Annotated in this window: 23 protein-coding genes and 1 pseudogene; 18 read left to right on the forward strand and 6 right to left on the reverse strand. The window is 43.0% G+C overall.

Annotation, left to right across the window (positions count from 1 at the left end):
• The first annotated feature begins 960 nt into the window (after window positions 1–960).
• The 6 genes from HGD77_RS10630 (at window position 961) to HGD77_RS10650 (ending at window position 6,800) form a co-directional block, all read left to right on the forward strand.
• Entirely contained in the window at window positions 961–2,598 is a 1,638-nt protein-coding gene (locus HGD77_RS10630) for a sodium:solute symporter family transporter (protein ID WP_005265803.1), read from the forward strand.
• A gap of 11 nt (window positions 2,599–2,609) precedes the next feature.
• Window positions 2,610–2,741 carry a putative transporter small subunit gene (locus HGD77_RS16915; protein WP_004645659.1) on the forward strand — a complete coding sequence of 44 codons (132 nt, stop codon included), beginning with the start codon at window positions 2,610–2,612 and terminating at the stop codon, window positions 2,739–2,741.
• A 195-nt stretch (window positions 2,742–2,936) separates the two neighbouring features.
• Window positions 2,937–4,277 carry a deoxyguanosinetriphosphate triphosphohydrolase gene (locus tag HGD77_RS10635; RefSeq protein ID WP_005106412.1) on the forward strand — a complete coding sequence of 447 codons (1,341 nt, stop codon included), beginning with the start codon at window positions 2,937–2,939 and terminating at the stop codon, window positions 4,275–4,277.
• Window positions 4,278–4,394: 117 nt separating this feature from the next.
• Window positions 4,395–4,997 carry a Holliday junction branch migration protein RuvA gene (ruvA, locus tag HGD77_RS10640; RefSeq protein ID WP_168730832.1) on the forward strand — a complete coding sequence of 201 codons (603 nt, stop codon included), beginning with the start codon at window positions 4,395–4,397 and terminating at the stop codon, window positions 4,995–4,997.
• 335 nt (window positions 4,998–5,332) lie between these two features.
• Entirely contained in the window at window positions 5,333–6,340 is a 1,008-nt protein-coding gene (ruvB, locus tag HGD77_RS10645) for a Holliday junction branch migration DNA helicase RuvB (protein WP_168730833.1), read from the forward strand.
• Between the two features lie 73 nt (window positions 6,341–6,413).
• Window positions 6,414–6,800, forward strand: coding sequence for a hypothetical protein (locus tag HGD77_RS10650; protein WP_168730834.1), 387 nt, complete (start codon window positions 6,414–6,416; stop codon window positions 6,798–6,800).
• 66 nt (window positions 6,801–6,866) lie between these two features.
• Here the strand turns inward: HGD77_RS10650 and HGD77_RS10655 are convergent.
• Window positions 6,867–7,448 (reverse strand): annotated as a pseudogene (locus tag HGD77_RS10655) (hypothetical protein).
• A 305-nt stretch (window positions 7,449–7,753) separates the two neighbouring features.
• Between HGD77_RS10655 and HGD77_RS10660 the strand changes: the two are divergent.
• From HGD77_RS10660 to pal, 7 genes are all read left to right on the forward strand, one after another.
• Window positions 7,754–9,097, forward strand: a complete 1,344-nt coding sequence (locus HGD77_RS10660) for an amidohydrolase (protein WP_168731001.1) — start codon at window positions 7,754–7,756, stop codon at window positions 9,095–9,097.
• Between the two features lie 267 nt (window positions 9,098–9,364).
• The gene (gene ybgC, locus HGD77_RS10665) at window positions 9,365–9,772 is read left to right on the forward strand and encodes a tol-pal system-associated acyl-CoA thioesterase (protein ID WP_004645668.1); all 408 of its coding nucleotides are present in this window, start codon (window positions 9,365–9,367) and stop codon (window positions 9,770–9,772) included.
• A gap of 27 nt (window positions 9,773–9,799) precedes the next feature.
• Window positions 9,800–10,498: a protein TolQ gene (tolQ, locus tag HGD77_RS10670; RefSeq protein WP_004645669.1), complete on the forward strand. Its 699-nt coding sequence runs from the start codon at window positions 9,800–9,802 to the stop codon at window positions 10,496–10,498.
• Window positions 10,498–10,947 (forward strand): protein TolR, encoded by a 450-nt coding sequence (gene tolR / locus HGD77_RS10675; RefSeq protein ID WP_004731735.1) that lies wholly within the window; start codon window positions 10,498–10,500, stop codon window positions 10,945–10,947. The genes tolQ and tolR overlap by 1 nt, the downstream gene beginning before the upstream one ends.
• Window positions 10,948–10,950: 3 nt before the next feature.
• A complete protein-coding gene (tolA, locus tag HGD77_RS10680; protein ID WP_071850622.1) occupies window positions 10,951–12,246 on the forward strand; it encodes a cell envelope integrity protein TolA in 1,296 nt (431 codons plus the stop codon).
• A 204-nt stretch (window positions 12,247–12,450) separates the two neighbouring features.
• A complete protein-coding gene (tolB, locus tag HGD77_RS10685; RefSeq protein WP_171488346.1) occupies window positions 12,451–13,734 on the forward strand; it encodes a Tol-Pal system beta propeller repeat protein TolB in 1,284 nt (427 codons plus the stop codon).
• A 54-nt stretch (window positions 13,735–13,788) separates the two neighbouring features.
• Window positions 13,789–14,361 (forward strand): peptidoglycan-associated lipoprotein Pal, encoded by a 573-nt coding sequence (pal, locus tag HGD77_RS10690; protein WP_005103853.1) that lies wholly within the window; start codon window positions 13,789–13,791, stop codon window positions 14,359–14,361.
• Between the two features lie 79 nt (window positions 14,362–14,440).
• Here the strand turns inward: pal and HGD77_RS10695 are convergent, their stop codons facing one another.
• A complete protein-coding gene (locus tag HGD77_RS10695) occupies window positions 14,441–14,626 on the reverse strand; it encodes an NF038105 family protein (protein ID WP_004645674.1) in 186 nt (61 codons plus the stop codon).
• Between the two features lie 180 nt (window positions 14,627–14,806).
• Here HGD77_RS10695 and HGD77_RS10700 point away from each other — a divergent pair, with 180 nt between their 5' ends.
• From HGD77_RS10700 to HGD77_RS10720, 5 genes are all read left to right on the forward strand, one after another.
• On the forward strand, window positions 14,807–15,781 hold the full coding sequence (locus HGD77_RS10700; protein ID WP_044112048.1) for a class 1 fructose-bisphosphatase: 975 nt from the start codon (window positions 14,807–14,809) through the stop codon (window positions 15,779–15,781).
• Between the two features lie 51 nt (window positions 15,782–15,832).
• Window positions 15,833–16,609, forward strand: coding sequence for a TrmH family RNA methyltransferase (locus tag HGD77_RS10705; protein ID WP_004279118.1), 777 nt, complete (start codon window positions 15,833–15,835; stop codon window positions 16,607–16,609).
• Between the two features lie 167 nt (window positions 16,610–16,776).
• Window positions 16,777–17,391: an RNA polymerase sigma factor gene (locus tag HGD77_RS10710; protein WP_004645678.1), complete on the forward strand. Its 615-nt coding sequence runs from the start codon at window positions 16,777–16,779 to the stop codon at window positions 17,389–17,391.
• Entirely contained in the window at window positions 17,388–17,705 is a 318-nt protein-coding gene (locus tag HGD77_RS10715) for a hypothetical protein (protein ID WP_004279120.1), read from the forward strand. Before HGD77_RS10710 ends, HGD77_RS10715 begins: the two co-directional genes overlap by 4 nt.
• Window positions 17,695–18,105: a DUF3106 domain-containing protein gene (locus HGD77_RS10720; RefSeq protein ID WP_153566694.1), complete on the forward strand. Its 411-nt coding sequence runs from the start codon at window positions 17,695–17,697 to the stop codon at window positions 18,103–18,105. Before HGD77_RS10715 ends, HGD77_RS10720 begins: the two co-directional genes overlap by 11 nt.
• A gap of 56 nt (window positions 18,106–18,161) precedes the next feature.
• Here HGD77_RS10720 and HGD77_RS10725 read toward each other — a convergent pair whose 3' ends face one another.
• The 4 genes from HGD77_RS10725 to cxpE all read right to left on the reverse strand — a co-directional run bounded on the left by HGD77_RS10725 (window position 18,162) and on the right by cxpE (window position 24,442).
• On the reverse strand, window positions 18,162–20,573 hold the full coding sequence (locus tag HGD77_RS10725; protein ID WP_168730835.1) for a CSLREA domain-containing protein: 2,412 nt from the start codon (window positions 20,571–20,573) through the stop codon (window positions 18,162–18,164).
• 9 nt (window positions 20,574–20,582) lie between these two features.
• Complete coding sequence (gene rbtA, locus HGD77_RS10730; RefSeq protein WP_005247619.1) at window positions 20,583–22,382, reverse strand: rhombotarget A; 1,800 nt, start codon at window positions 22,380–22,382, stop codon at window positions 20,583–20,585.
• 120 nt (window positions 22,383–22,502) lie between these two features.
• Window positions 22,503–23,207, reverse strand: coding sequence for a DnaA regulatory inactivator Hda (locus HGD77_RS10735; RefSeq protein ID WP_168730836.1), 705 nt, complete (start codon window positions 23,205–23,207; stop codon window positions 22,503–22,505).
• A gap of 14 nt (window positions 23,208–23,221) precedes the next feature.
• Window positions 23,222–24,442: a chloramphenicol efflux transporter CxpE gene (gene cxpE / locus HGD77_RS10740; protein ID WP_004645686.1), complete on the reverse strand. Its 1,221-nt coding sequence runs from the start codon at window positions 24,440–24,442 to the stop codon at window positions 23,222–23,224.
• Between the last annotated feature and the right edge of the window lie 80 nt (window positions 24,443–24,522).

Genomic DNA, 24,522 nt, shown 5'->3' on the forward strand with positions numbered 1-24,522 from the left:
AATTACAAGATTTCATGAAGTCGTATTTTTTACGGACTGTTTTTAATTCTTTTGATTGACTCTTAACTTTGACTTCTAAGATTAGAAAACTGGTTAAAAGTCTTCTGCTGTTCTGCACCACAAGGAACAGTTCTCCGCTGATCTCCGCCATTACAGTAACAGAGGCAAATTACTACCCTCTATAAACAAATAATTAATACTGAGTGGTATTTTAATCTGACATCATCTGCGGGGGAAAAACCGGACATCTATTCTCACCTTCTAAAAGAATAAAAATAAAGTTTCTTATTTGGGCCTTTTATTTTTTCATATTTGATGTTTATCTTCTCAGATCATAATTAAGCGGAATTTACTCATCTAAAAGACCAAAAATCATATCCATAAAATTACTCCACCATATCTAATATTTTGAAATTTCATCACTTATTCATTAGTTCTATTATGCGTAAAAAGCACAATATAAATAGCAAAACACCACTCGTATTTATAAGAAAATTCACCAGGAATTATGAGGCTCATATAAAAAAATAATGAAGAAATGATTAATAATAAAATTTTGTTACTTTTTATTTAATCCTTATTACCATGTTTTATTTAACTTGAAAATTTAAAATAAATATTTGTAATTAATAGAAAAATATCAAAAATTTTCTTTTTTATTCAACTAACAGAATAACAGGCCCACACGTCTATATCAGCTAAAAATCTTACCAAATAGACACTTCATCAGTAAATTTGATGATTTTATGTTAAGCTCTAGCCGAATTGCTGAGGAATTGTCCAAATTCTGGGCCTGGCAATGGTTTTTCCTTTCTGCTGTAGAGATGAATATAAATTCTATATTCGGACACTAATTTTTTGATGTTCTATAGCTTCACTGCTCTGTCTATTTTAGAGCCTTAATCTGTCACCAATGATTTAATTTTCAAAAACAAAAGGTGACCCGCTTAAGGAGTATGTATGTTTCAATTCACTAGTACAGCAACTGTACTATTGATGGTGCTTTTCTATGGCATCACTTTTTTACTATCGTTACGTATTAAACAGAAAAATGAAAATGTTGATGGCTACATGGTCTCGAATGGCTCCATCGGATTTGGAATGTCTGCGGCCAGTATGACCGCCACCTGGATCTGGGCCGCCTCGTTTTATGCAGCAGCTTCATCCGGATATACATACGGCGTTTCCGGTGCCCTACACTATGGTTTGTGGGGTGCGCTGATGATTTTATTTATCTATCCCTTTGGCAAGCGCTTTCGTGAACTGGCGCCTAATGCCCACACCTTGGCAGAAATTATGCATGCCCGGCATGGCAACCAAAGCCAGATGATTCTGGCAGGTTCCAATATTGTGGGCAGCGTGATCAGCCTGATGGTGAACTTTACCGCCGCTGGGGCACTGGTTGAGATTTTATCTCCTTTAAGCTTTATCCATGGCGTGCTGATTACCGGTATCGGTGTGCTGTCCTATACCCTCTGGTCGGGCTTCCGTTCTTCGGTGTTTACCGATTTTGGTCAACTGGTGGCGATGATTGTCGCGGCTGTGATTATTATTCCAACCTTATTCTTTACCCTAGGTGGGCCATCCCTGTTTCAAAGCGGGATTCATCATCTGCAACCGGAGCAGCTGGATTTTTTCTCTAAAACAGCGTTTCTGGAACAAGGCGCGCCGTTTTTTGTTGCTGTATTGGCCTACGCGATTGGTAATCAGACCATTGCCCAGCGCCTGTTTGCAGTCCGTGAAGACCTGATCAAACCGAGTTTTATCACTGCAACCATTGGTTATGCTGCAATTGTTATTGGTCTAGGCATGCTGGGGTTATTGGCACTATTTGCAGGTATTCAGCCCATTGATGGGAACCTGAATAACCTGATTCCGCAAATGGCAGCGACTTATCTTTCGCCATTTATGGTCGCGCTTTTATTCATCATGGTGATTGGAGCCCTTTCTTCTACCGCTGACTCGGATCTGTCTGCCCTGTCTGCGATTGTCATGACGGACATTTATGGCAAACAGATTGCGAAAAACCGCCCTGATCCAAAGAAAATGCTGTTTATTGGCCGGATGACCATGATCGTTGCCACCATGCTGGGGATTGTGATTGCCACCTTGAAATTTGACATTTTATCGATGTTGATTTTTGTGGGTGCACTTTGGGGTTCTATTGTATTCCCGGTGATTGTTAGCCTGTATTGGGACAAGGTGAATGCCCGGGCCTTTAACTGGTCAGTGGGCCTCGCATTTTTCAGCTTTCTGATTGTACGTTTTGAATGGCTTCCGATTCAGGGATTGATCGCACTTGGCTTTGAACTCGTTGCGACCCTGGGGATTGGTGTTGTGCTGGGTCTGATGACCTTTGGTTTCTTCGGCAAGAAAGTGGGCTTGGTCGTTGGCATATTGGCCAGTATTGGCTTCATGCCATGGACCATCGGTTTCCTGCGTGAATACGGCACCTTGTTAAGCTCACTAACAGCTTATGGCAGTAGTGCGCTGGTATGTACTGTGTTGACGCTGGTCTACAGTAAAGAACGATTTGATTTTAAACAAATCAATAAGATGGTGATTGAATTTCACCAGCTATCTGAGAAAAGTAAATAAGGAGATTTCAGATGACAAGTCAATTATTGACCCTATATGTACTTTTTTGGCCATTGGTGGCAAGCCTGGTCCTGTTCACGATTTGCCTGAATGTCTATAAAGACACACAACAGGCCAAGAAAAATGGCGAAGAGCTAATTTGATTCTTCATCCTAAACAAAAAGCAGGCCATTGAGTCTGCTTTTTTATTGTTCATTTGATGATTTCGATTTTTAATCTCAGTCTTTTCCAGCTGACTGAAATAACCATATGCAGCATGACAATTCATGTCGCACTGCCCTAGTGCAGGAGCTAGTTTTTTGGCATGATGCAAATAGTGGATCACTGAATAATGATAAATGACTCAAATGCGTTGGTTAGAACTGCTTTCGACAGTTCGGATTGGTAGTAAAAAGCAGAGCACTGAACTGGCACGCAGCCCGTTTCATAAAGATTATGACCGTATTATTTTTTCGCAAAGCTTCCGGCAGTTAAACCGCAAAACCCAGGTCCATCCACTGACCCAGCATGATGGCATTCATACCCGCTTAACCCATTCGCTGGAAGTTTCCTGTATTGGCCGTTCACTCGGTATGTTGGCTGCCGAGAAAATCAAAGATAATTTACCTGCCTGGATTTCTCCGGCTGATGTCGGTGCCATCATTCAGGCCGCCTGTCTGGCACATGATATCGGTAATCCACCTTTTGGGCATGCCGGTGAATACGCCATTCGGGAATGGTTTGACGATGCATCTCATACCGACTTTTTAAAAGATTTGAGTCCTGAACAGGAAGCCGATGTACGCCAGTTTGAAGGCAATGCCCAAGGCCTGCGCCTGCTGACCAAGATCGATTACCATCCTTATGATGGCGGCATGCGCCTGACCTATGCCACGCTCGGTGCCTATCTTAAATATCCGTGGCTCTCTGAGGCGATTGACCCGACTGGCAACACCCCTGCCAGCCGACGTCCTAAATTTGGTTGTTACCAGTCTGAAAAAGAGATTTTGCAGGAAATTGCTGAACAGCTAGGATTAATCCAGCTTGGTGAATATCATTATTGTCGTCATCCGCTGACCTATCTTCTAGAAGCTGCGGATGATATCTGCTATGCCCTGATTGATCTGGAAGATGGTATTAGCCTGAATATGCTCAGTTACACCGAAGTCGAGCCAGTTTTCCTGAACTTGCTGGGAGAATATGGCACACCTGAAGAAATCAATCTGCCTAATACCACCTGGCAACAAAAAATTGCCGCCTTACGTGGTCGGGTCATGAAACGTCTGGTAGATGAAGTCACCACAGCCTTTGCCCGACATCAGCAGGAAATTCTGATGGGCCAATTGCAAGGCTCATTGCTGGGTTATTGTAGTGCCGACATTGAGATTGGCATTAACCGGGCCAAAGAACTGGCGCGAGACAAGATCTTCGAACATCCGCAAAAAGCCGGTCTGGAAATTATCGCGCATCAAAGTCTGCAAACGATTCTGGATGCCTTTATTCCACTGACCACGCCGCACAAAACTTTAAGCTTTAAAGAGCAGCGTTTAATGGCTATTTTAAAACGCTCGGGTGCGCAGTTTAGCGCTGATCATTATGACAACATTATGCAGGTGCTAGATATTGTCTCCAAGTTCTCGGATCATCAGGCTTATAATCTGGCGCAGGAACTGCATGGCAATAAAGCCGGGTTACTCTAACACGAACGAGCGCCTGATGATAATCTCAGCAAAATCACTGGATTTGAATGATAGAGTTTTGCCTTTATCAAAAATGCTGACTACTATGCCTGTATTAAATTTGAGTATGTATAAAAAATGATTGGATGCCTGATTGGGGAAGTGCTGGCGCTGGAAGCACCGACTGTTTTATTAAATGTAAACGGCGTAGGTTATGAGATTGACACCCATTTAACCACTTTCTGTCAGTTGCAAAAAGGCCAGAAAATTACCCTGTGGACCCATCTTGCTGTTCGTGAAGATGCCCAGTTACTTTATGGCTTTATCAATACGCAGGAAAAAACCATTTTCCGTACCTTATTAAAGGTGAACGGCGTAGGTCCGAAAATGGCGCTTGGTATTCTTTCAACTTTAAGTGTGGAAATGCTGATCCATACCGTTGAACATGAAGATATCAACACTCTGGTAAAAGTTCCGGGGGTGGGTAAAAAGACTGCAGAACGCTTGATGATTGAATTGCGTGACCGCTTTAAAGCCATGGCTTCAGGTGCTGCACCAAGCAATTCAACTGCACCACAAATTCAGTTTATGGGCAATTCAGCCGTGGCTGAAGCGGAAGCTGCATTACAGTCCTTGGGCTATAAACCTGCTGAAGCACAAAAACTGGTGAATGCTGCCAAAGGTGAATTTACTGAAGCCAGTGATATTATCCGGGCTGCATTAAAGTCGATGAATAAATAGAGATGATATCCAAGTTACAGGATAAAGTCTGATACGTGTAAAAGTCATTCGCAACTGTTTGAGGCAGGAGACATTTATAGTTAAATGTTTCTGCGATATATTCGATAAGAATCAATATTCGACGAGTTTTGCGAATGACAGTGGTTTTGCTTACTTTTGCCGAAACAAAAGTAAGGCGAACCGCAGGTTAATACTCAGATATAAATCTGATTGGAAAGACTCTGCAAAAATTCAATTCCTCGCCTAGGCGAAAATCTTAGGATTCAGATCCATATTTGAGGCCGTGTCAAAATTACCAGCTCAAAGGATCACTAAAACATTGGTATATAAACGTTATGCAAGACCGTCTCATCAGTAGTTCTGAAAAACCCGAAGATCATTTCGATCGCGCCATCCGCCCGACTTCCCTCGATGACTACATCGGTCAGCCGGTGGTTCGTGAGCAGATGGAAATTTTCATTGGTGCAGCCCGTGGCCGTGAAGAAGCTCTTGATCACACATTGATCTTTGGCCCGCCAGGTCTGGGTAAAACGACATTGGCCAATATTATTGCCCGAGAAATGGGTGGCAATCTCAAGTCAACTTCTGGCCCGGTACTGGAACGTGCCGGTGACTTAGCCGCGATGCTAACGAATCTGGAAGAAGGCGATGTGCTGTTTATTGACGAGATTCACCGTCTTTCACCCGTGATTGAAGAAATTCTGTATCCGGCGATGGAAGATTATCAGCTCGATATCATGATTGGTGAAGGCCCTGCTGCTCGCTCGATTAGACTGGATTTACCGCCATTTACCTTGGTAGCTGCAACTACACGTGCCGGTCTACTCACCTCTCCGCTGCGTGACCGCTTCGGAATCGTGCAACGTTTAGAGTTTTATTCGGTTGAAGATTTAACCCACATTGTCAAACGTTCAGCCAACTTGATGGATGTGCCTATGACCGGAGATGGCGCAAAAGAAATTGCCCGTCGTTCACGAGGCACACCACGTATTGCCAACCGTTTATTACGCCGTGTGCGTGATTATGCTCAGGTCAAAGGTACCGGTGAAATCGACCAGGATATGGCCCAACGTGCTTTGGATATGCTCAAAGTCGATAAAGATGGTTTAGACACACTCGACCGTCGTTATTTATCTATGCTTCTTGAGCGTTTTGATGGTGGTCCTGCCGGTGTTGAAGCCTTGGCTGCTGCCATGGCGGAAGATTCTGGTACGTTGGAGGATGTAATTGAACCTTACTTGATTCAGCAAGGTTATGTGATGCGTACTGCGCGTGGTCGTATTGCCACCAATATGGCCTATTTGCAGTTTGGTATGACTCCACCTGAGCCAAAAGATAAATGATTAAAAACAGCTTAGGCTGCTTTTAATAGTATTCAATTACCTTTATTTCGCACCATTTTGCTCGTGATCTTTAATGAAATTATCTCGTTTTGTTGTAATCAGCTTTTTGATGACAGCTCCAAACCTTTATGCGGCTCAGAGCTGGTCATGCAGCAATACACTGACTGAAATTTCCTGCACAGAACATCAGTGTGATATTAAAACTGAAAGTTTCACCCCTTTCCAGATTAACATTGCGCAGGACAATAAAATCAGCATCTGCGCCTATTCAGGCTGTTGGTCGGGACAAACCAATTCCACAAAACATCTGCATTTTACTAGCTATTCTACCCAGACATTAACTTGGAATGAGCACACATCAAAAGCTGAAGCATTTTTGCTAGGCATCGATACCCGAAATCATACGGGATTTTTATTGGGAGAAGGTTTTAGCCTACCATTAAACTGCACACCAGAATAAAATGGCTCTGATTAGAAACTGCTTTATGTTGAGCATCTAGAGTGATTTTCCTCATCAGTTCGACATTTATAAATTAGAAACAACACGTACTTCCTCCACCAGCATCAACTCACATGCACCATTGCCAGTATCCTCACGACTTAAAGAACTACGCCAGGTTCATCCATCTGAAGACTTCACTTCCACCAACTGCCCTTTTAAATAAATCAAATCATCTTGATCGATTTGAGCGAGTTGTTGAGCAATCGCTTTGCTTGCAGGAATCAAATGAGTATTAGCACTCTGAATTTCAATTTCACGTACCGGAATAGGAGGCGCATTTTCATAACGCCAATAATACCAGCGGTTACTTTGCCGGATCGACAACTGCTTATAAACAGCCGGATTGGTCATGCTTCCCCAGCCCAGGGCAAAATCGACAGGACTAAGTTCCGCTTCTCGCCCAAAACTATAATCTTCTCGTGATAAAACCCGAAACTCTCCCGCATAAGGTTCTAAATTTGTCATGGTATAACCCTGAAACTGATGAATGCCCTCTGTGACTTGATAATCAGTAGCATCTGAAATACCTTTATCCGGTTTTAGCCAATAGAACCACAGTGTAAAACCCATGACGAAAATAATAAGATATTTCAAAAAACGGTTCATTTTAAACTCGAATATTTATCCATAATATAAAGGGTTATCCCCTAGGTGAATCAAATGAAATCACTAAGTATAAATCCGAAAAGCAAGTACCATATACAAATTTTATAAACTCAATTTCACATGAAATACATATTCTTACAATGTAAAAGAACAAATAAAGCTCTTTGAGAACAGCTATTAACACCCAAAATACCTTTAAGGTATCGAAAAATACTTAGAGGGTTTTGGTCGAATTAGATCAGTATGCCATCCTAAAGAATCACTTTAACCATTTCAAATTCTTAAGGTTCTCCCGAAGTATGAATATGTATAAGCAGATATCCCTTTGTCTTCCTCTTCTTTTCTGTAGCCAGTTCAGCCTGGCCGACTGGATTGATGATTCTGTACAAGCTGCTGAAGCACATACCATCAAATTACGCCAACATATCCACCAGCATCCTGAACTGGGCAATATGGAATTCAAAACCTCGGAGCTGGTCCAAAAAGAATTAAAATCCTACGGCATTGAAGTACGTAAAGGCTATGCCAAAACTGGTGTAATCGGTGTATTAAAAGGTGTAAAACCCGGCCCTGTGATGGCCTTACGCGCAGATATGGATGCATTGCCAATTAAAGAAACTGCGCCCGTGCCTTTCGCCAGCAAGCAAAAAGCCATTTATCAAGGCAAAGAATCTTATGTGATGCATGCCTGTGGACATGATGCACATACCGCCATGTTATTGGGTGCAGCCAAAGTTCTGGCCGCCAATAAAGATAAAATTGCGGGGACAGTGCTGTTTGTATTCCAGCCGGCTGAAGAAGGCGGTGCAGATATTGATAACTTCACTCATGGCGATCAAATTGGCTCACGTAAAATGATTGCCGACGGTGCCTTAAAAAATCCAAAACCTGAAGTGATTTTCGGGATGCATGTCATGGCAGGCATGCCAAGCGGCAATATCTTCTACAAAGATGGTGCGATTTTAAACAGTGCCGATCATTTACGTATTCAGGTCAATGGTAGTCAGGTGCATGGCTCCATGCCTTGGGCAGGTAAAGACCCAATTTATGCCTCTGCCCAGATGGTCACCAATTTACAAAGCCTGATCAGCCGTAAAGCCGACCTGACCAAAGGGATGGGTGTGGTGAGTATTGGGAGTATTCAGGGTGGCACCACCGGTAACGTCATTCCAGATCAGGTCAATATGGTCGGCACTATCCGTTCCAATAGTGAAGATGTACGTCAGGGCATTTTAAAAGACTTGCCGAAAATGCTGGAACACAATGCCGCAGCCAATGACGTTAAGGTGAAAGTCGAAATTGCACCTTATGCACCAGTGACCACCAATGATAAAACCTTGACTGAATTGATGCGCCCGACATTGGCGAGTGTACATGGTGAAGATAAATTACATGTTTTAGACAACAATGCCAGCGCCAGTGAAGATTTTGCTTACTATGGCCAGCTCATGCCATCACTCTTCGTGTTTGTTGGTGCCACACCAGCAGATCAGGATCCGGCAAAAGCCGCACCGAACCACAACCCGAATTTCATTGTCGATGATGCGACCTTGAAAACTGGTGTCGAAAGCCATGTCCGTTTTATTCTGGACTATCCAAAAGTGGCCGAGCAGGTTCAGGCCAACTGGAAACAGAAAAATAAAGGCTAATCTTCTATTACTAAAAATGCGCGGCTCCAAGGACTCGCGCATTTTAGTATCTGCTGCTGTTTTATAAATGAGCTGTTAAGCGCTCAGTACTTCATCTTGGCGACTTTTCTCCAGATTTGACACCTTGTGCCATTGGTCTCAAGACTCACAATGCTAAACTTTGAACCGCTAAATTGCTTGACTGTTGGCAGGAATCCGGCAAACTCTAATACCTTTCCTGCATCTAAAAACAAGCAAAAATTTCGAAAATCTGCATGGAACAAAACTATGGCGAATCACTTTGAATTCAATATCCGCGTTTATATTGAAGATACTGATGCGGGTGGCATTGTCTATCACGCCAATCATATTCGCTATATGGAACGTACCCGTACCGAATGGTTACGTGCCGCTGGAGTAAGCCATTACTGGCATCAGACAGACTACAATTTTGTGGTGCATAAAATTAATGTCAAATACATGCGTCCGATCCTGATGGATGATTTAATTACTGTTACGGCACGTGTCATTTCATGTAAAGCTTCATCATTTGTATTGCAACAAAATATTTATCGTGGTGAAATCATGCTTGCATCAGGTGAGGTTGAGTTGGCATGTATCAGTGCAGAGATGCGACCACGTCGACTCCCGGATGAAATCCGCGAACTAATTCAAAAAGAATTGGAACAAGACTAAAAAAATTTATTGGCACACGTAACAACTATGGCGACTCAGTTAGAATCATCTCTTCAAGTTTCAGATCTTATTTTACAAGCAAGCCCTGTCGTACAACTGGTGATGCTTTCTCTCCTGTTAGCCTCAATATATAGCTGGTATCTGATTGCCAGGCTCTATATGAGTTATAAAAAAGCCCAGGCCGATGATGAACATTTCCAGAAAATCTTCTGGTCTGGTGCTGAACTGAATACCCTGTATAACAATGCACAACTCAACTCCAAACGTACCGGCCTTGAAGATATTTTCTATCAGGGTCTGGGCGAGTTCCTGAAACTGAAAAAACGCCATGCGCCGACTGCCCAGTCGATTGAAGGAACTGAACGTATTCTGCGTGTCGGTTTAAGCCGTGACCAAGGTCATCTGGAACAAGGTCTGGGTGCATTGGCAAGTATTGGTTCTGTTGCACCTTATGTTGGTCTGTTCGGTACAGTCTGGGGCATCATGAACGCCTTTATTGGCCTGGCAGATGTTGATCAGGTGACTTTGGCGACAGTCGCACCCGGTATTGCCGAAGCACTAATTGCAACAGCGATCGGTCTGTTTGCAGCCATTCCAGCGGTATTGGCCTTTAACCACTTCACGGCCAAAGGTGAAACGGTCTACTCTGACCGTGCGCTATTTGCCGAAGAAATGGTGGCGCTATTGCAACGTCAGTCTGTGGGCGTAACTCAGGACAAAGACTAATGGCGATTCAAGGTTCAGGACGCTTTCAGCGTATTAAAAAGCCACTGAAAAGTGACATGAATGTCGTACCATATATCGATGTCATGCTGGTACTTCTGGTGATCTTTATGGTCACCGCTCCGATGATTACCAGTGGCATCAAGGTTGACTTGCCTCAGGCCAACGGATTACCGATCGAATCCAAGGATGCCCCGACCATTGTCACACTGAAAGAAGATGGTTCATATTATCTAGAATATAAAAATCAGGCGACTGGTCCGGTCACACTGGAAGAATTGACGCGTACTCTGGTTGATGCCCAAACCCAGGCACAAAATGAAAACAAGGTGCTCAATGTCGTGATCAATGGCCATAATACCCGTCCATATGGCGATGTCATGGCCTTGATGTCCAGCCTGCAGGATGCTGGCCTTTCTCAAGTCGGTTTACTGACCAAACCCCTAGAATAAAGTATGAAAAATTATCAGAAACCGCCCTTTCAAAAAAAAGCAATTGCGATTGGATTTACGCTCGGCATCCATGCAGTGGCTTTGGTGGGCTTACTTTATCTGGGCATGAGTAAACCCCCTGAACCGCCAAAACAGATCAAAACCGTTCTGATCAAGCCAGAAGACCTTAAACCGGTGACTCGCGAAGAAACCGAATTTGAGGAAACTGCACATGAAAACGTCGCAGAAGAAATTACCCAAACTGCTGAACCCAGTATAGAACCGGCTCCTGTCATTCCAACTGCTGCCCCTGCTGTACCTGTGACTCCACCTCCGCCAAAAGTCGATACACAAAAAGCGCAGCAGGAGCTAAAAGCGGCAGAGGCAGCACAAGCCAAGGCTGCGCAGCAAGCAGCGGAAGCAGCAAAACGTGCCCAAGCCGCTGAACAGGCCAAACAGGCAGCAGCCAAAGCTAAAGCCGATGCAGCGCAAAAATCCAAGGCGGAAGCCGAAGCTGCACGCCAAGCTGAACTGAATGCACAACGCAAAGCCGATGCTGCTCAAAAAGCCAAACTGGAAGCACAGAAAAAAGCTGACTTAGCTGCCAAGCAAAAAGCGGATGCTGCAACAAAAGCCAAAGCAGAGGCTGATGCCAAACGTAAGGCTGAAGCTGCTGCTAAAGCAAAGGCAGATGCGGCAGCAAAAGCCAATAATGATGCAGCGGCGAAACGTAAAGCAGATGCGGATGCGAAAGCTAAAGCCGATGCAGCGGCTAAAGCCAAAGCAGACGCGGCAGCTAAGGCTAAAAATGATGCAGCGGCAAAACGCAAAGCGGACACTGATGCGAAAGCCAAAGCGGATGCGGCTGCTAAAGCAAAAGCCGACGCTGATGCCAAACGCAAGGCAGATGCCGACGCTAAGGCAAAAGCGGATGCAGACGCCAAGCGCAAAGCAGATGCCGAAGCAAAAGCCAGAGCTGATGCAGAGGCCAAAGCTTCAGCCGCTAAACAGGCTGCTGAAGAAGCTGCACAGAAAAAAGCGGAATCAAAACGGATTGCATCCACTGCGAAGCGCGATTTTGAAAATAAGATCAAACGCGCCTGGGATACACCAGTCGGATCATCAGGCCAGCGTGCGACTGCACGTGTAACCCTGAATGATAATGGCGGTGTGGTCTCGGTCATTGTGAATTCAAGTGATTCAGACATGAAAGCCAGTGTAGAAGCTGCAGTCCGTGCTGCTGCACCTTATCCAATGCCTTCCGATCCAGATGCACGCCGTGAAGCACGAAGCTTTACCTCAACCTTTACTGCACAATAAAAACGGAGCCATCACATAAATAATGTTGTGATGGCTTTTATTTTTTAAGCTAAACTTCACTTCAAATTGATTGAATAATATTCACTTTTCACAGTGTCATAACAGTTTGGTCATAAATTCATGGTTTTATTCTATTAAATCCATGCGATGATGTAGCCCAAGCACCTATACAATAAATCCGTTGATTTGAGTAAATAACGAATGATGGAAAAGACTCGCAAACATCTACTCTGCCTCGCAATCATTAGCACTTTAAGCCCTGTATTGGCAACCCAGTCCTATGCCCAATTGCATCTGGAAATTACCAAGGCACCTGAGGCAGCACCTAAAATTGCCGTTGTACCTTTCAGCCAGGATCAGAGCATTTATCCTATTGTGGAAAATGACCTGAATCGTTCTGGCCGCTTTACCAGTGCTTCAAAAAACCTGCCTGCAACAGCAACATTGAATAATCCGAATGCAGAAGCTTGGGCATCGGCTGGTGTTCCCTATGTGGTCACTGGTTCATCCAAGGCCACAGCCGATGGTTCTTTTGAAATCCAGTATCAGCTTTATGATGTCGAAAAAAAACAATATCTATTAAATGAATTGCTAACTGTTCCAGCCTCACGCACCCGTCAGGCAGCGCATATGATCAGTGATGCCATCTATCAGGCATTGACCGGTATTCCGGGTGACTTTAGCGGACGTATTGCCTATGTGCTGCGTAATCCTGCTACGCCGGAACAACGCTATACGCTGCAGATTGCCGATACCGATGGCGAACAGCCAAAGACCATTTTGACCTCGCGTGATCCGATCCTTTCTCCAGCATGGACACCAGATGCCAAAAAAATCGCTTATGTGTCCTTTGAAACCAAACGCCCGGCGATTTATGTACAGGATCTGGCGACCGGACAACGTGAAAAACTGGCCAGCTTCCGCGGCTTGAATGGTGCGCCGAGCTTCTCTCCAGATGGCAAGAGCATGCTGTTTACTGCTTCTATGCACGGCAATCCGGAAATCTACCAGATGAATCTGGAAACGCGTCAGCTACAACGTATGACCAATGACAGTGCCATTGATACTGAAGCACGTTATTCACCAGATGGAAAATCTTTTATTTTCACTTCTGACCGTGGGGGTTCTCCACAAATTTACCGCCATGATCTTGAATCAAGTAGCAATAAACGCCTGACCTTCCGTGGTGCATTCAACGCACGCGGCACGCTGAGCGCAGATGGTAAAAAACTTGCATTAGTTCATCGCCCAAGCGGCAGTAACTATCGAGTTGCGGTTCAGGACATGACCTCTGGTGTGAACAACATTTTGACACCAACAACGCTGGACGAATCGCCAAGCTTCTCGCCAAATGGCCAGATGGTGGTCTATGCCACCCGTGAAGGTGCACGCGGACTCTTGTCGATCATGTCGCTGGATGGCCGCTTCCGTATGAATTTGCCAAGTGAAACGGGCGAAGTCCGTGAACCGGCTTGGGCACCAAAATAAGATTTTTATATTGATAAACCCTTTACCCCATAATCAAACTTCATGGAGATGAAGATGAACAAAGTAAAATTATTTGCCTTGCCACTTTTAGCAGCAGCGGTTGTCATGACAGGTTGTGCGAGCCGTAAGCCTGCAGCTGAAGTTCAAACGGGCGGTTTAGATACGACTGGTACAACAACTGTGAATACTGCAGGCCTAAGTGAAGATGCAGCACTGAATGCACAAAACATGGCAGGTGCTTCTGCAAAAGGCGTTACTGCAGAAAATAAAGCATTCTTGGCAAAACGCGTGGTGCATTTTGACTATGACAGTACTGAACTCAGCAATGAAGATTTAAATACGCTGCAAGCCCATGCGCAGTTCCTGATGGCCAATGCCAATTCACGTGTAGCACTCACCGGCCATACCGATGAACGCGGTACTCGTGAATACAACATGGCACTTGGCGAGCGTCGTGCCAAAGCAGTAGAAAGCTTCCTGGTGACGACGGGTGTTAATCCTGGTCAATTAGAAGCAGTCAGCTATGGCAAGGAAATGCCAATCAATGCGGGCCATGATGAAAATGCATGGAAAGAAAACCGCCGTGTAGAAATTAATTATGAAGCAGTACCACCATTGTTGAAATAATTTTCATTCATGATGCTTTCATCAAATAAAAAGCACTCAATCATGAGTGCTTTTTATTTGCTTCAATGAAAGAATCGGTCTACTTGGGAAGCTGATCTTGTTCAGCCGGATGCATCGATTCGATCAGGTCATGTTTATTGAATTGTTTGTACTCTGGTTTTGCTTCATAATCCCGCCAGGCTTCTTTCATCTTGTCTTCAGAGATATCATCTAAAGTAATGCCTTCGCTTGGCGTTGGAGTCGCATCAAACTTCAATGTTGTCATATCTGTGCTCCTATTCTCAATTTTCCTTTGTCTTCAACATAGCACTTTCCGCAGGAGTTGCAAGGGCAAAATCGATACAAATAATCCAGTTTAATTTTTCTTTTAGTACGTTCTCATCTAAAATATAGCCGCATATCGTTTTGATCATTTTTTCCCGATTTAAGTTTTGGAGTTTCCCCTATGTCATACCGCACTTTATCCCAGTTTTTACAACAACAAAGCGGGAATCTCACACCTGAACTTGCGCAAGTTATTGAAACAATTGCAAACACTTGCAAAGATATTGATCAATTACTGCAAAAAGGTGCTTTAGCGGGTGTATTGGGAAGTGCACAGCATGAAAACGTTCAAGGCGAAGAGCAAAAGAAACTAGATGTCATTTCTAATGACTATTTGATTGATGCCTTGCAGCAACATCCAAATGTGGGTGGTTTGGCCTCAGAAGAACTGGATGAATTCACCCCTGCACAAGAAAATGGTCAATTTCTGGTATTGTTCGATCCATTAGACGGTTCAAGCAATATCGACATCAATATGTGTGTTGGTACCATTTTTTCGATTCTTCCTGCAAAAAATGCCGTGACTCAGGCAGAAGACTTTATGCAAGCCGGTGTTCATCAGGTAGCTGCAGGTTATGTGCTTTATGGTCCATCGACCATGTTGGCATTGACCGTCGGCGCAGGCGTAGTGTTCTTTACCTATGACCCTGAGACTCAAGAATTCCTACTGACTTCTGAAGCAATTCAGGTAGCTGCAGATACTAAAGAATATGCGATCAATGCGTCGAATCAACGTCATTGGGAAGCACCAGTACAGCGTTATATCGATGAATTGTTAGCAGGCAAAACCGGTCCTCGTGAAAAAGACTTCAATATGCGTTGGGTTGCTTGTATGGTGGGCGACATTCACCGTATTCTTTGCCGTAGCGGTATCTTCATGTATCCATATGACCTTAAAGATCCGGCTAAAGCTGGCCGTCTGCGTTTAATGTATGAAGCTAACCCAATGAGCATGCTCATGGAACAGGCTGGCGGTGCATCAACTACAGGTCGTGTCCGTATTCTTGAGATCGAACCGACAGATCTACATCAACGTGTGCCAGTAATCATTGGTTCTAAAAACGAAGTTGATCTTGTGACCAGCTACCACAACTAATTTTTATAGCGGCAGTCGATATTGAATCGGCTGCCGTGGATTATATCTCCCATGCCAACTTTTTTTCTTGATTCAAAAGACAATCCAAAGATTAAACACTTACGTGGTTTAATCGAACAAAATACCTATCGTAAAAAACAAGGTCAAACGGTTTTAGAAGGCACACATCTGTCTCTGGCCTGGCTACATGAAAACCGTAAGATTGATTCGATTTTCACTACTGAACATGCACTTTCACATCCTGATTTCGAGAAAATTCTCGCAAAATACACAGGTATGGTCTTTGTTCTAAGCGAGTCTTTATACAAAGATTTAAGCACCTTAGGAACGTCTTTAGCCTGTTTAGCTGTGGTGACTCTACCGACAGCAAATTATGCATTGGATTTTAAAGCAGACACTTTGATTCTGGAAAATGTACAGGATCCGGGTAATGTAGGCACTCTGCTTCGCTCTGCTGCTGCTGCCGGTATTGAACAGATTGTGTGTACCAAAGGTTCTGCATCGCTCTGGTCTCCACGCGTATTACGTGCCGGTATGGGTGCGCATTTCACACTACAAACCTTTGAAAATATCGCGCTTGAACAAATTCTTGAGCAATTTCAAATCCCTGTCTATGTAACCAGCTCACACCGTGCTGAAAGCCTATATTCAAAAGACTTACGTAAACCTTGCGTGTGGATTCTGGGTAATGAAGGCCAAGGCGTGTCTGACTATGCGATGCAACATGCTGAAGCCGTGAGCATTCCGCAACCTGGGGGCCAGGAATCACTGAATGTCGCAATTGCAGGTTCGATCTGTTTCTTTGAAATGGTACGTCAACGTATCTAATTAAGGATTTAGGTTACAGTGTTTTAATACGGGCCTGCCCATGTATAAAATAGATTAAACTACAAAAATAATAAACTTAATTGTCAACCAAACCAGAATTCCCAACGTTATATGATTATGAACTTGGGAATAATGGTGGGTGTCCAATGACAGGATTTTCCATCTCTATGGATTTAGCACCAAAACAGCTGCAAACACATGATGTAAGTATTCTGAAGAGTACGGCTGAAGCACGTCTGAAGAATTTCATGCAGGATGTGACTGGGCGCGCCTTGGTGATGATGGAAAGTGCGACTCAAGGTCATCATGGTATTGCCATGGATCTGGTTCAGGAAGCTTTCATTTCCTTACACAAATCCTATGCAGAAAAAAGCACTGAAGAATGGTATCCCCTGTTTTATACCATTCTCAACAATAAGTTACAGGACTGGCGTCGTAAAGAATCACGGCGTGGTCAAATGTTTTCATTTTTCAAGAAAGTCAGTCTCGATGACGACGAAATTGAATTTGATGATGTCGTCGATGAATCAACACCAACGCCGCTGGACTTTCTCGATCAGGCAGTCACTGCTGAAGAAATCCAGGAAGCGATTGCAAAATTGCCTGTGCGTCAGCAACAGGCATTTATGCTCAGAGCCTGGGAAGGATTTGATACGCATACTACCGCACAAATTATGAACTGCACAGAAGGCAGTGTAAAAACCCATTATCACCGTGCTATCCAAGGCTTACGTGCCTCTTTAGCACATTTAAATCCATATCTGGGAGGGTCATCCGAATGAATCAAGATGATTTCTTAAAACAAGTAACTTCCAAACTTGATGGACTGGCACAACAACATAAAGATAAACCTGTTGTCATGCACCATGTTCTTGAAGAAATTCAGGATTCAAAACATTCACGCTTTGCATTTCTAAAAATGTCAGGTTTTGCTTTGGCAGCTGCGATTGCAGGCATTGTGGTATTACCGAATCTTTCGGACCATAACGAACCGCAAACTCAAATGGTGTCAGTCCCAAAACTGTCTCCGCAAATGCTTGAAGATTTAGAAATGTTAATGGTTTTAGGTGAGGACAAAGTTCCACATGGCAGCTAAAAAATTGGTGATTGCTTTTTGTGCATTCAGTTTTCTGCAAACCAGCTTTGCAGGATTTGAACGTTTTTGGCTATTTTCCAAGGATGCGAATACCCAAGTAACTGATACTTGGGATAGTCTTTCTGATTCTGAACAATTGGCACTGATTAAACGTTACCAATCTCTCAAAGAAATCCCCGAACAACAACGTGTCAGCTTGCAGCAGCGCATGGACTGGTTTACCCAACTCCCTGATGCGGAAAAACAGAGAATGCGTGAGACTTGGCAAATGATGAGCAGTCAGGAACGCAAAGAACTGGGCGCACGTATGCAAAAAGCGTCTCCTGAGCAACGCCTCGCCATTCGTGAAGAATATATTCTCAAATATCAGCAAGTGACTCAGCAGCCTAACTCGCATTAAAAACTTAATATAAAAAAGCCTCCATATGGAGGCTTTTTTGATGTTTCAATCATATTTTATTTTCTTAAGCGGCGATAACCTGCAAGCCCTAATAATCCTAGTAGCCCCCACATTCCAATTGCCCCACCACCACTTGAGGACGTATTCGTATTTTTAACTGTATTACGTAACAAGATTGTCGCTTTTTCTGACATTTTTTCATCAGCATCGAAAATCGCATAATCCATGCTGTAATTTGCCTGGCTTAAATTATTTTTTACACTAAATGTCAGCTGTCCCCCATAACAGGTCTGATTTTGATAGGTATCAGGACAGGCTCCTTGTCGCTCTGCCTTCAGTGAAACTCCCGCAGGCAGCTTAACAATATGAATCGGGATCTCTTTTCCATCTTTATCTTGATAAAAAGCCGACTTTCCTGATGGTAGAGGCCCATCCCCATCATCACTATCATTTTCAAGCGGATTTACCGCCACTGTAAGATTATTCTCTGGACTAAGCTGATATTCATCATCTTTTGCAATTGGTGCAATGTTGTTAAAAGCTGCTCTTAAGAGGCCAGCACTGCTCGCACCTGTAGCCCGGTCTTTAAGGGTATAACTACAGAACTCCATATCAACCGAACTGGTCTGCTTACCATCAGTGCGATACATCATGATCCGGTTTAAATCAGGTTTCCACTCACATTTAAGATTTGGATCATTTGGATTTCCTTCCACAGTGGTTGAATTACCTGTACCAATTAACTTACCAACACCTAAAGTTTTTACACTGACCTCATAATTTTGTGAATTTAAGGCTTTAATTTGAATCTTATCATTGGTTAGAGTTTCTTGAGGCATAGCCAAGATAAAAGGATTAATATAGATTGCACGATATTTCTGATATTGCTTGGTATATTTAAGTAAATCCTGATAACTTTTCAATTCTTCCTTTAAACCAGGAAGCTCATTTTCTGGAGTATTTTTATCAGCAATGATTTCTTCGAGATCATCTATATTCTCCTGATAAAAGTCATTGAGTTCTACCAAACTCTTATTTTGCAAGTCCGTAATATCGGCTGCAGTCAAACGTCGGATTTCAACTGAGCCGATCTCGCAGGTATTTTTTGCACTTGGATCAAATGTTAATGTGGATCCAATCACACGATCAATACCACGCTGGTCTTGTTCAATACAGCCACTCACCCCGATATCTACCAAATCCGTTGCGGTCTGATTATCACGCGGGTAATACAGCCCTAAATAGCGATTATCAATAGCAGGCTCAATATAATTTGTTAATAAACTGCTGATTATATTGTTAGAGACATCAAGATTATTTGAAGTAGTATCTTCGTCTAATTCTGGCAATACGCAACGTGATGGCCCAGTCGTTTGAATTGCATTTCGAATTGTAGAAAATTCAACACGTTGTGCCTTGGTCGGATTTCCCTGATTTAAGGCATATTCACAAGACAGGCCTTGGTTAAAGGCTAAAATATTGAAATTAAAATACCTAAACCCGGTATTGTCATAAAATAAAGTAGATTGGGCTGTATTTTCAACAATAGTATTACTTAATGCAGTTAAACTGGAGAATTTACTGAGCGGACGATTAACTTCATTCGTCATACGCACAATATGTCCTGTGGTACTGGCAGTATTCTTCGCAATAGTAGAGTTAACAATTTCTACTGTGGCATAGCCACAAAAATCAATAATACTGTTAGCAGTGTCTGAACCATTTTTAACAATACTACTGGAATTAATTTTCACATTGGTTTGAGTTGTACCTAAATTTCCCTGACAATCCATCGCCAGAACACTACCATATGAACTCGCCTGATTTTTTTGAATCAAAGAATCCTGAATGACAATATTCCTTTCCGTATTCATTGCTACACTATAAATCGCCCCACCTTCTGCAGCTGCTCGGGAATTTACTATTTCACTGGTATTAATACTTAAAGGCCCAGCTACATAAAAAGTACCGCCATTACCTTTATCCAAGGTATTTATTGCTGCATAACCATCCTTTAAGATCAGATGATGAATTTCCAGACTGGATTGGCTAGCCATACTATTAAATAATCTGGTTTTCCCCTGGCCTGAAATAGTACTTTTTAAAGCCTCCCGGGTTGGATATAACAGCGTAATCGGACTACGACTAGCATAGTTAAGCGGAGTTTTCCCATAAATTTTGAGCGCTGACTCTACGATCAGCTCTTTATCTAATTTGTACTCGCCTGCTTCAAGCTGAATCACATCTGCAGCTGAACCATCCAATCGAAGCGTACGTCCTACATTACATCCACCATAAGATTTATCCAGTTTTGCAGTTTTAATGGCTTCTCGCAAAGAACAGGCATTATTATTCTCGCCATCTTCATCAGCAAAAGTAGTTACATATATCGTTTTATCTTCGGCTGCCATCAAACTCATGGCAGATAAAATCATGGCCGCAAGCAGTCCTTTTTTATAATTTTTCATGATTTTTCCTTAATCTTTTAATCCACGGCGTAAACCTATTAATCCGAGTAAAATCAGTAGCCCACCACCACCCCATGAGCCGCCTGAAGTTTTGACTGCTTTGTCTTCCATTTCATTTTTTGGCTCCTGAACAATTTGAGTAGTAATAGTCAAATAAGGTTTACTTTTATTAAACCGTGTCGATGAGGTCACCACTTGTAGTTCGAAAATATCTGCTCCATGCCAGGTAGAATCCGGGGTATAAACGACATTGCCATGAATATCGATGATTGTTTTACCCTTGGAAGCTGTTTTGGTTTGTACCACTTTCAAACAGCCATCTTGCCAAGGCTCCCCCGTCGGATTCTGACCAACAATGGCATTACACTGTTCTTTTGGAATTAAATCACTATCTCCCAGATAAGATTCAATTGAAAACTTGGCAATTTCACCCTTTAACAGATCTTGTCCCACCAGACTGCCTGAGATTGGTATCGTGATTTCAACAGCACCACGATCACAAAACAGATTATCCATCAAACGGTTGATCCCGCGCTGATCTGCCGCTTCACATGCTACCGTTGGATTTGCTAAACTCAATCCTGTGCCTCTATTCACAATCGGTGATTCACTCACAAGGATATAGTTCAACAAAATTCGTGGGCGCATATAACCGAGAAATTGTCCTTTAGGAACGCTATATGGACAAAGTATGGCATTATTATTTTCTTGTAGGGTCTGACAAATACCTTCACTTTTATCTGAGGATTCAGCAAAAAGTCGTGTACCATTCCAGAACTGGTTCGGCGCGACGGCATCCCCTACACCACACGAGGCTGTCAGCAGATTATTTTGCGACACAGACTTGTCACCAGTGATAATTTGGCAATCCTGTGTACCATTTCTTAAAATAATACTATTCGCTACATAAGCTCTTCCATACGGTGCATGAATATTTAAAGCAGTATTTTCATTGTCAACTATGGTGAGATTATTCAATCCCATCCCGTCCAGGACATTAATAAATACACCCTTATTTTTTAGTATCGTACTACTTAATACCTCCCCACTAATACCTTGATCTTTACTGGAGTCAGCAAACTGTCCCGCGCTATAAATATTGGTCGCGGAATTATCCAGTGTCTGATTATTTTTAAGTACACTTTGATAAATGAGGAAAGCAGGTAGCTCGCTATACAGGATCCCGCCTCGTTGGGCTTTATTATTTTCGATCAGACTATTTTTAATTTGTGCACGGCTTGTTAAGTTCTGACCAAACTTGCCAGCATTATAAATTGCCCCACCCAAGTTGGCAGCAGCATTAAATAGACGGTTATATTCTAGAATTAGCTGACCTTTATTATAAATTAGGCCACCTTGTTCAGCACAACTGGTTTTACCACAGCCTTCAAGATCCAGTTCTTTCAAATTTAACTGAACCAATGTATCTGTACTGTTAATCCGGAAAAGGTTATCAGTACCTTTCATTTGAATATGAGCATTATGCAAGCCTAATGCTTTTTCATCCGTACTGAATTCGCCATCACTTTCTGCGACCGCACGGATGGTAAGAGATTTTTTAATCGCGATATGCTGGTTCAACACATAGGTATTTTTTTCTTTTAAAATAATGGTACTGGATGAGTTCTCCCCACCACACCCCATAAAACCTGATTTAGCTAAGCCACGGTTAACATACTCAACAGCTTCTCGAAGTGAACATTCCTTGTCATCTTTTTCAATATCTTCTGTAGTGGTTACAATAATATCTGCACTATACGACTGCCCCGCTATACATAGCAAAGCTATGCCTATGCTCTTCTTGAGCATAACCTTCTCCTTAATTTTTATTTCTTTCTTTTTCTTCTAAAGTTGCAGAATCCTTGCAACAGCGAATTATTTTGCCTTACTGTGTCATAGACTGAGTAATTACTCAAGAATTTTTATATTTTACCGATATTCGTCAATCAAGGCATATATCTGCCGCAGATTAGCATTGCTGACTTTCAATTTTTCCCCTTTAAGCAATTGAATAATCTGCTCTAATCTTTGAAGCAGCACTGAAGTTTGATGTGGCCCATGGCTGAGTAAATAGTCAAAGATTTGAGGGTCTAAATGGATCGCACGACGATCGAGTACCGAGGAAACCAGCGCATAGCGATCAGCATACAAACTGCCACTCGGAACACGGGCACTGACCGCCTGCGTGAGACGGGATTGTAAATCTGGCAATTCGAGTTTGAGTTCGATAGGTGCAAAACGTGACGAAAACACCAACTGCCCACCACCTTCATTATTATAATTAATCAAGTGAAATACTGCGCGTTGCCAATGGGGTACGCCACTAATCGCTTCGATATCATCAAGTGCTACCAGATCAAAACGATCTAGAGAAGTAATCGCCTCAGTCGGTGCATCTAAAAGCTCAAGCAAAGATACCTGAATTGCAGATTTACCTACTTCCAGATAAGAGTCACAGATGGCAGACAACAAATGACTTTTACCTGTACCGGCTCCCCCATAGACATAAAATTGGTTGATCAGGCCTGCATGTAATTGACGGACAGCATCAATGACATGCCCCCAACCCGGCCCTGAAAAATCACTGATTCGGGCATCGAGCTGAGGTTCTATATCTAACTGCAATTGACGCATACGATTTTTTGGCCTTATGAGTCTTTACGATGTGGATCGTGAATTTTACTTGAGTTCTCCTCTGCTTGCAGCGGTTTTTTCTGTGGCTTTTTCATTTCAATATCAACATCTAAGTCTGCTGTTTCAATATTGATTGAACCGGTAGAGGCATCTTGTATGATAACAGCCCGATCACCATAAAATGGCGTATGTTCATAATACTCACGGATATGCCGCAGCAGTACCACAATCACGGCTGCCACCGGTAAGGCAATCAGCATGCCCAAGAAACCGGCCAGTTGTGCACCTGCCAGAACTGCAAACACTACAGCTACAGGAGAAAGACCGATTTTATCACCTAGCAAGAACGGTTGCAGAATATAGCCTTCGACGGCCTGCCCGACCATAAAGACAATCCCGACCAATACCAGTTGCCACCAGTCGATTCCAAATTGGAAAAAGGTTGCAATGACTGCGGCAATAATTCCAACCGCAAAACCAAGATACGGAATGATACTGCACAATCCGGCAATCATCCCAATGATCAGGCCAATCTCTAGGCCAATCAGTTGCAGTCCCACTGCATAGACTACGCCCAGCAGAACCATGACTAGGAACTGACCTTTAACAAAGGCACCTAACACACTATGACATTCACTCACAATAGTTAAGGTTGTTTTTTCATAAGGACGGGGAATTAGACGGCGTAAGCTGTCTAACATACGATCCCAATCCAGCAAGAAATAAAAGGCAATAATCGGAATCAGGACAATCGTGCCACCAATCTGGATAAAGTTCAGACCAGATTGTGCCAGTTTCAGCAGCATTGCCTGAATACTGTCAGCACTATAATTGGTCTGGACATAGTCCATTACTACTGAGGAAATCTGGTCAGTATCGATCTCCATCGGAACCAGATTAAAGCTATCGGAAAGCCAAGGTAGGAACGTGTAATTGATCCAGTGAATCCCGGCCGGAATGCTATCACGCGCATACATCAGCTGCTGCCAGACTAGTGGCACCAGATACCACATCACCAATGTAACCACGATCCCAATCCCGATAAATACGATACTGATCGAGAGCCATCGAGCCAGCCCAATGCGGTGCAAAACATTAACCAAGGGGCTAAATAAATAAGCAATTAGAAAAGCTGCAACAAAAGGAACTACAACTGGTTTAAGCAGATATAAAACCCAAAGTATCAATGCTATACCAGCAAGTATAAGAATGCGCCGTAAAGTACGATCGACCATAGAATCTTGCCTTTTCTCTATTAATCATTCTAAAAATTAAAATATTTTAATAAAGATAGCATTTTAGGCCACAAATACCA

It is taken from the genome of Acinetobacter sp. NEB149 (genome assembly GCF_012516415.1).
GTDB classification, from domain to species: Bacteria; Pseudomonadota; Gammaproteobacteria; order Pseudomonadales; family Moraxellaceae; genus Acinetobacter; species Acinetobacter lwoffii_V.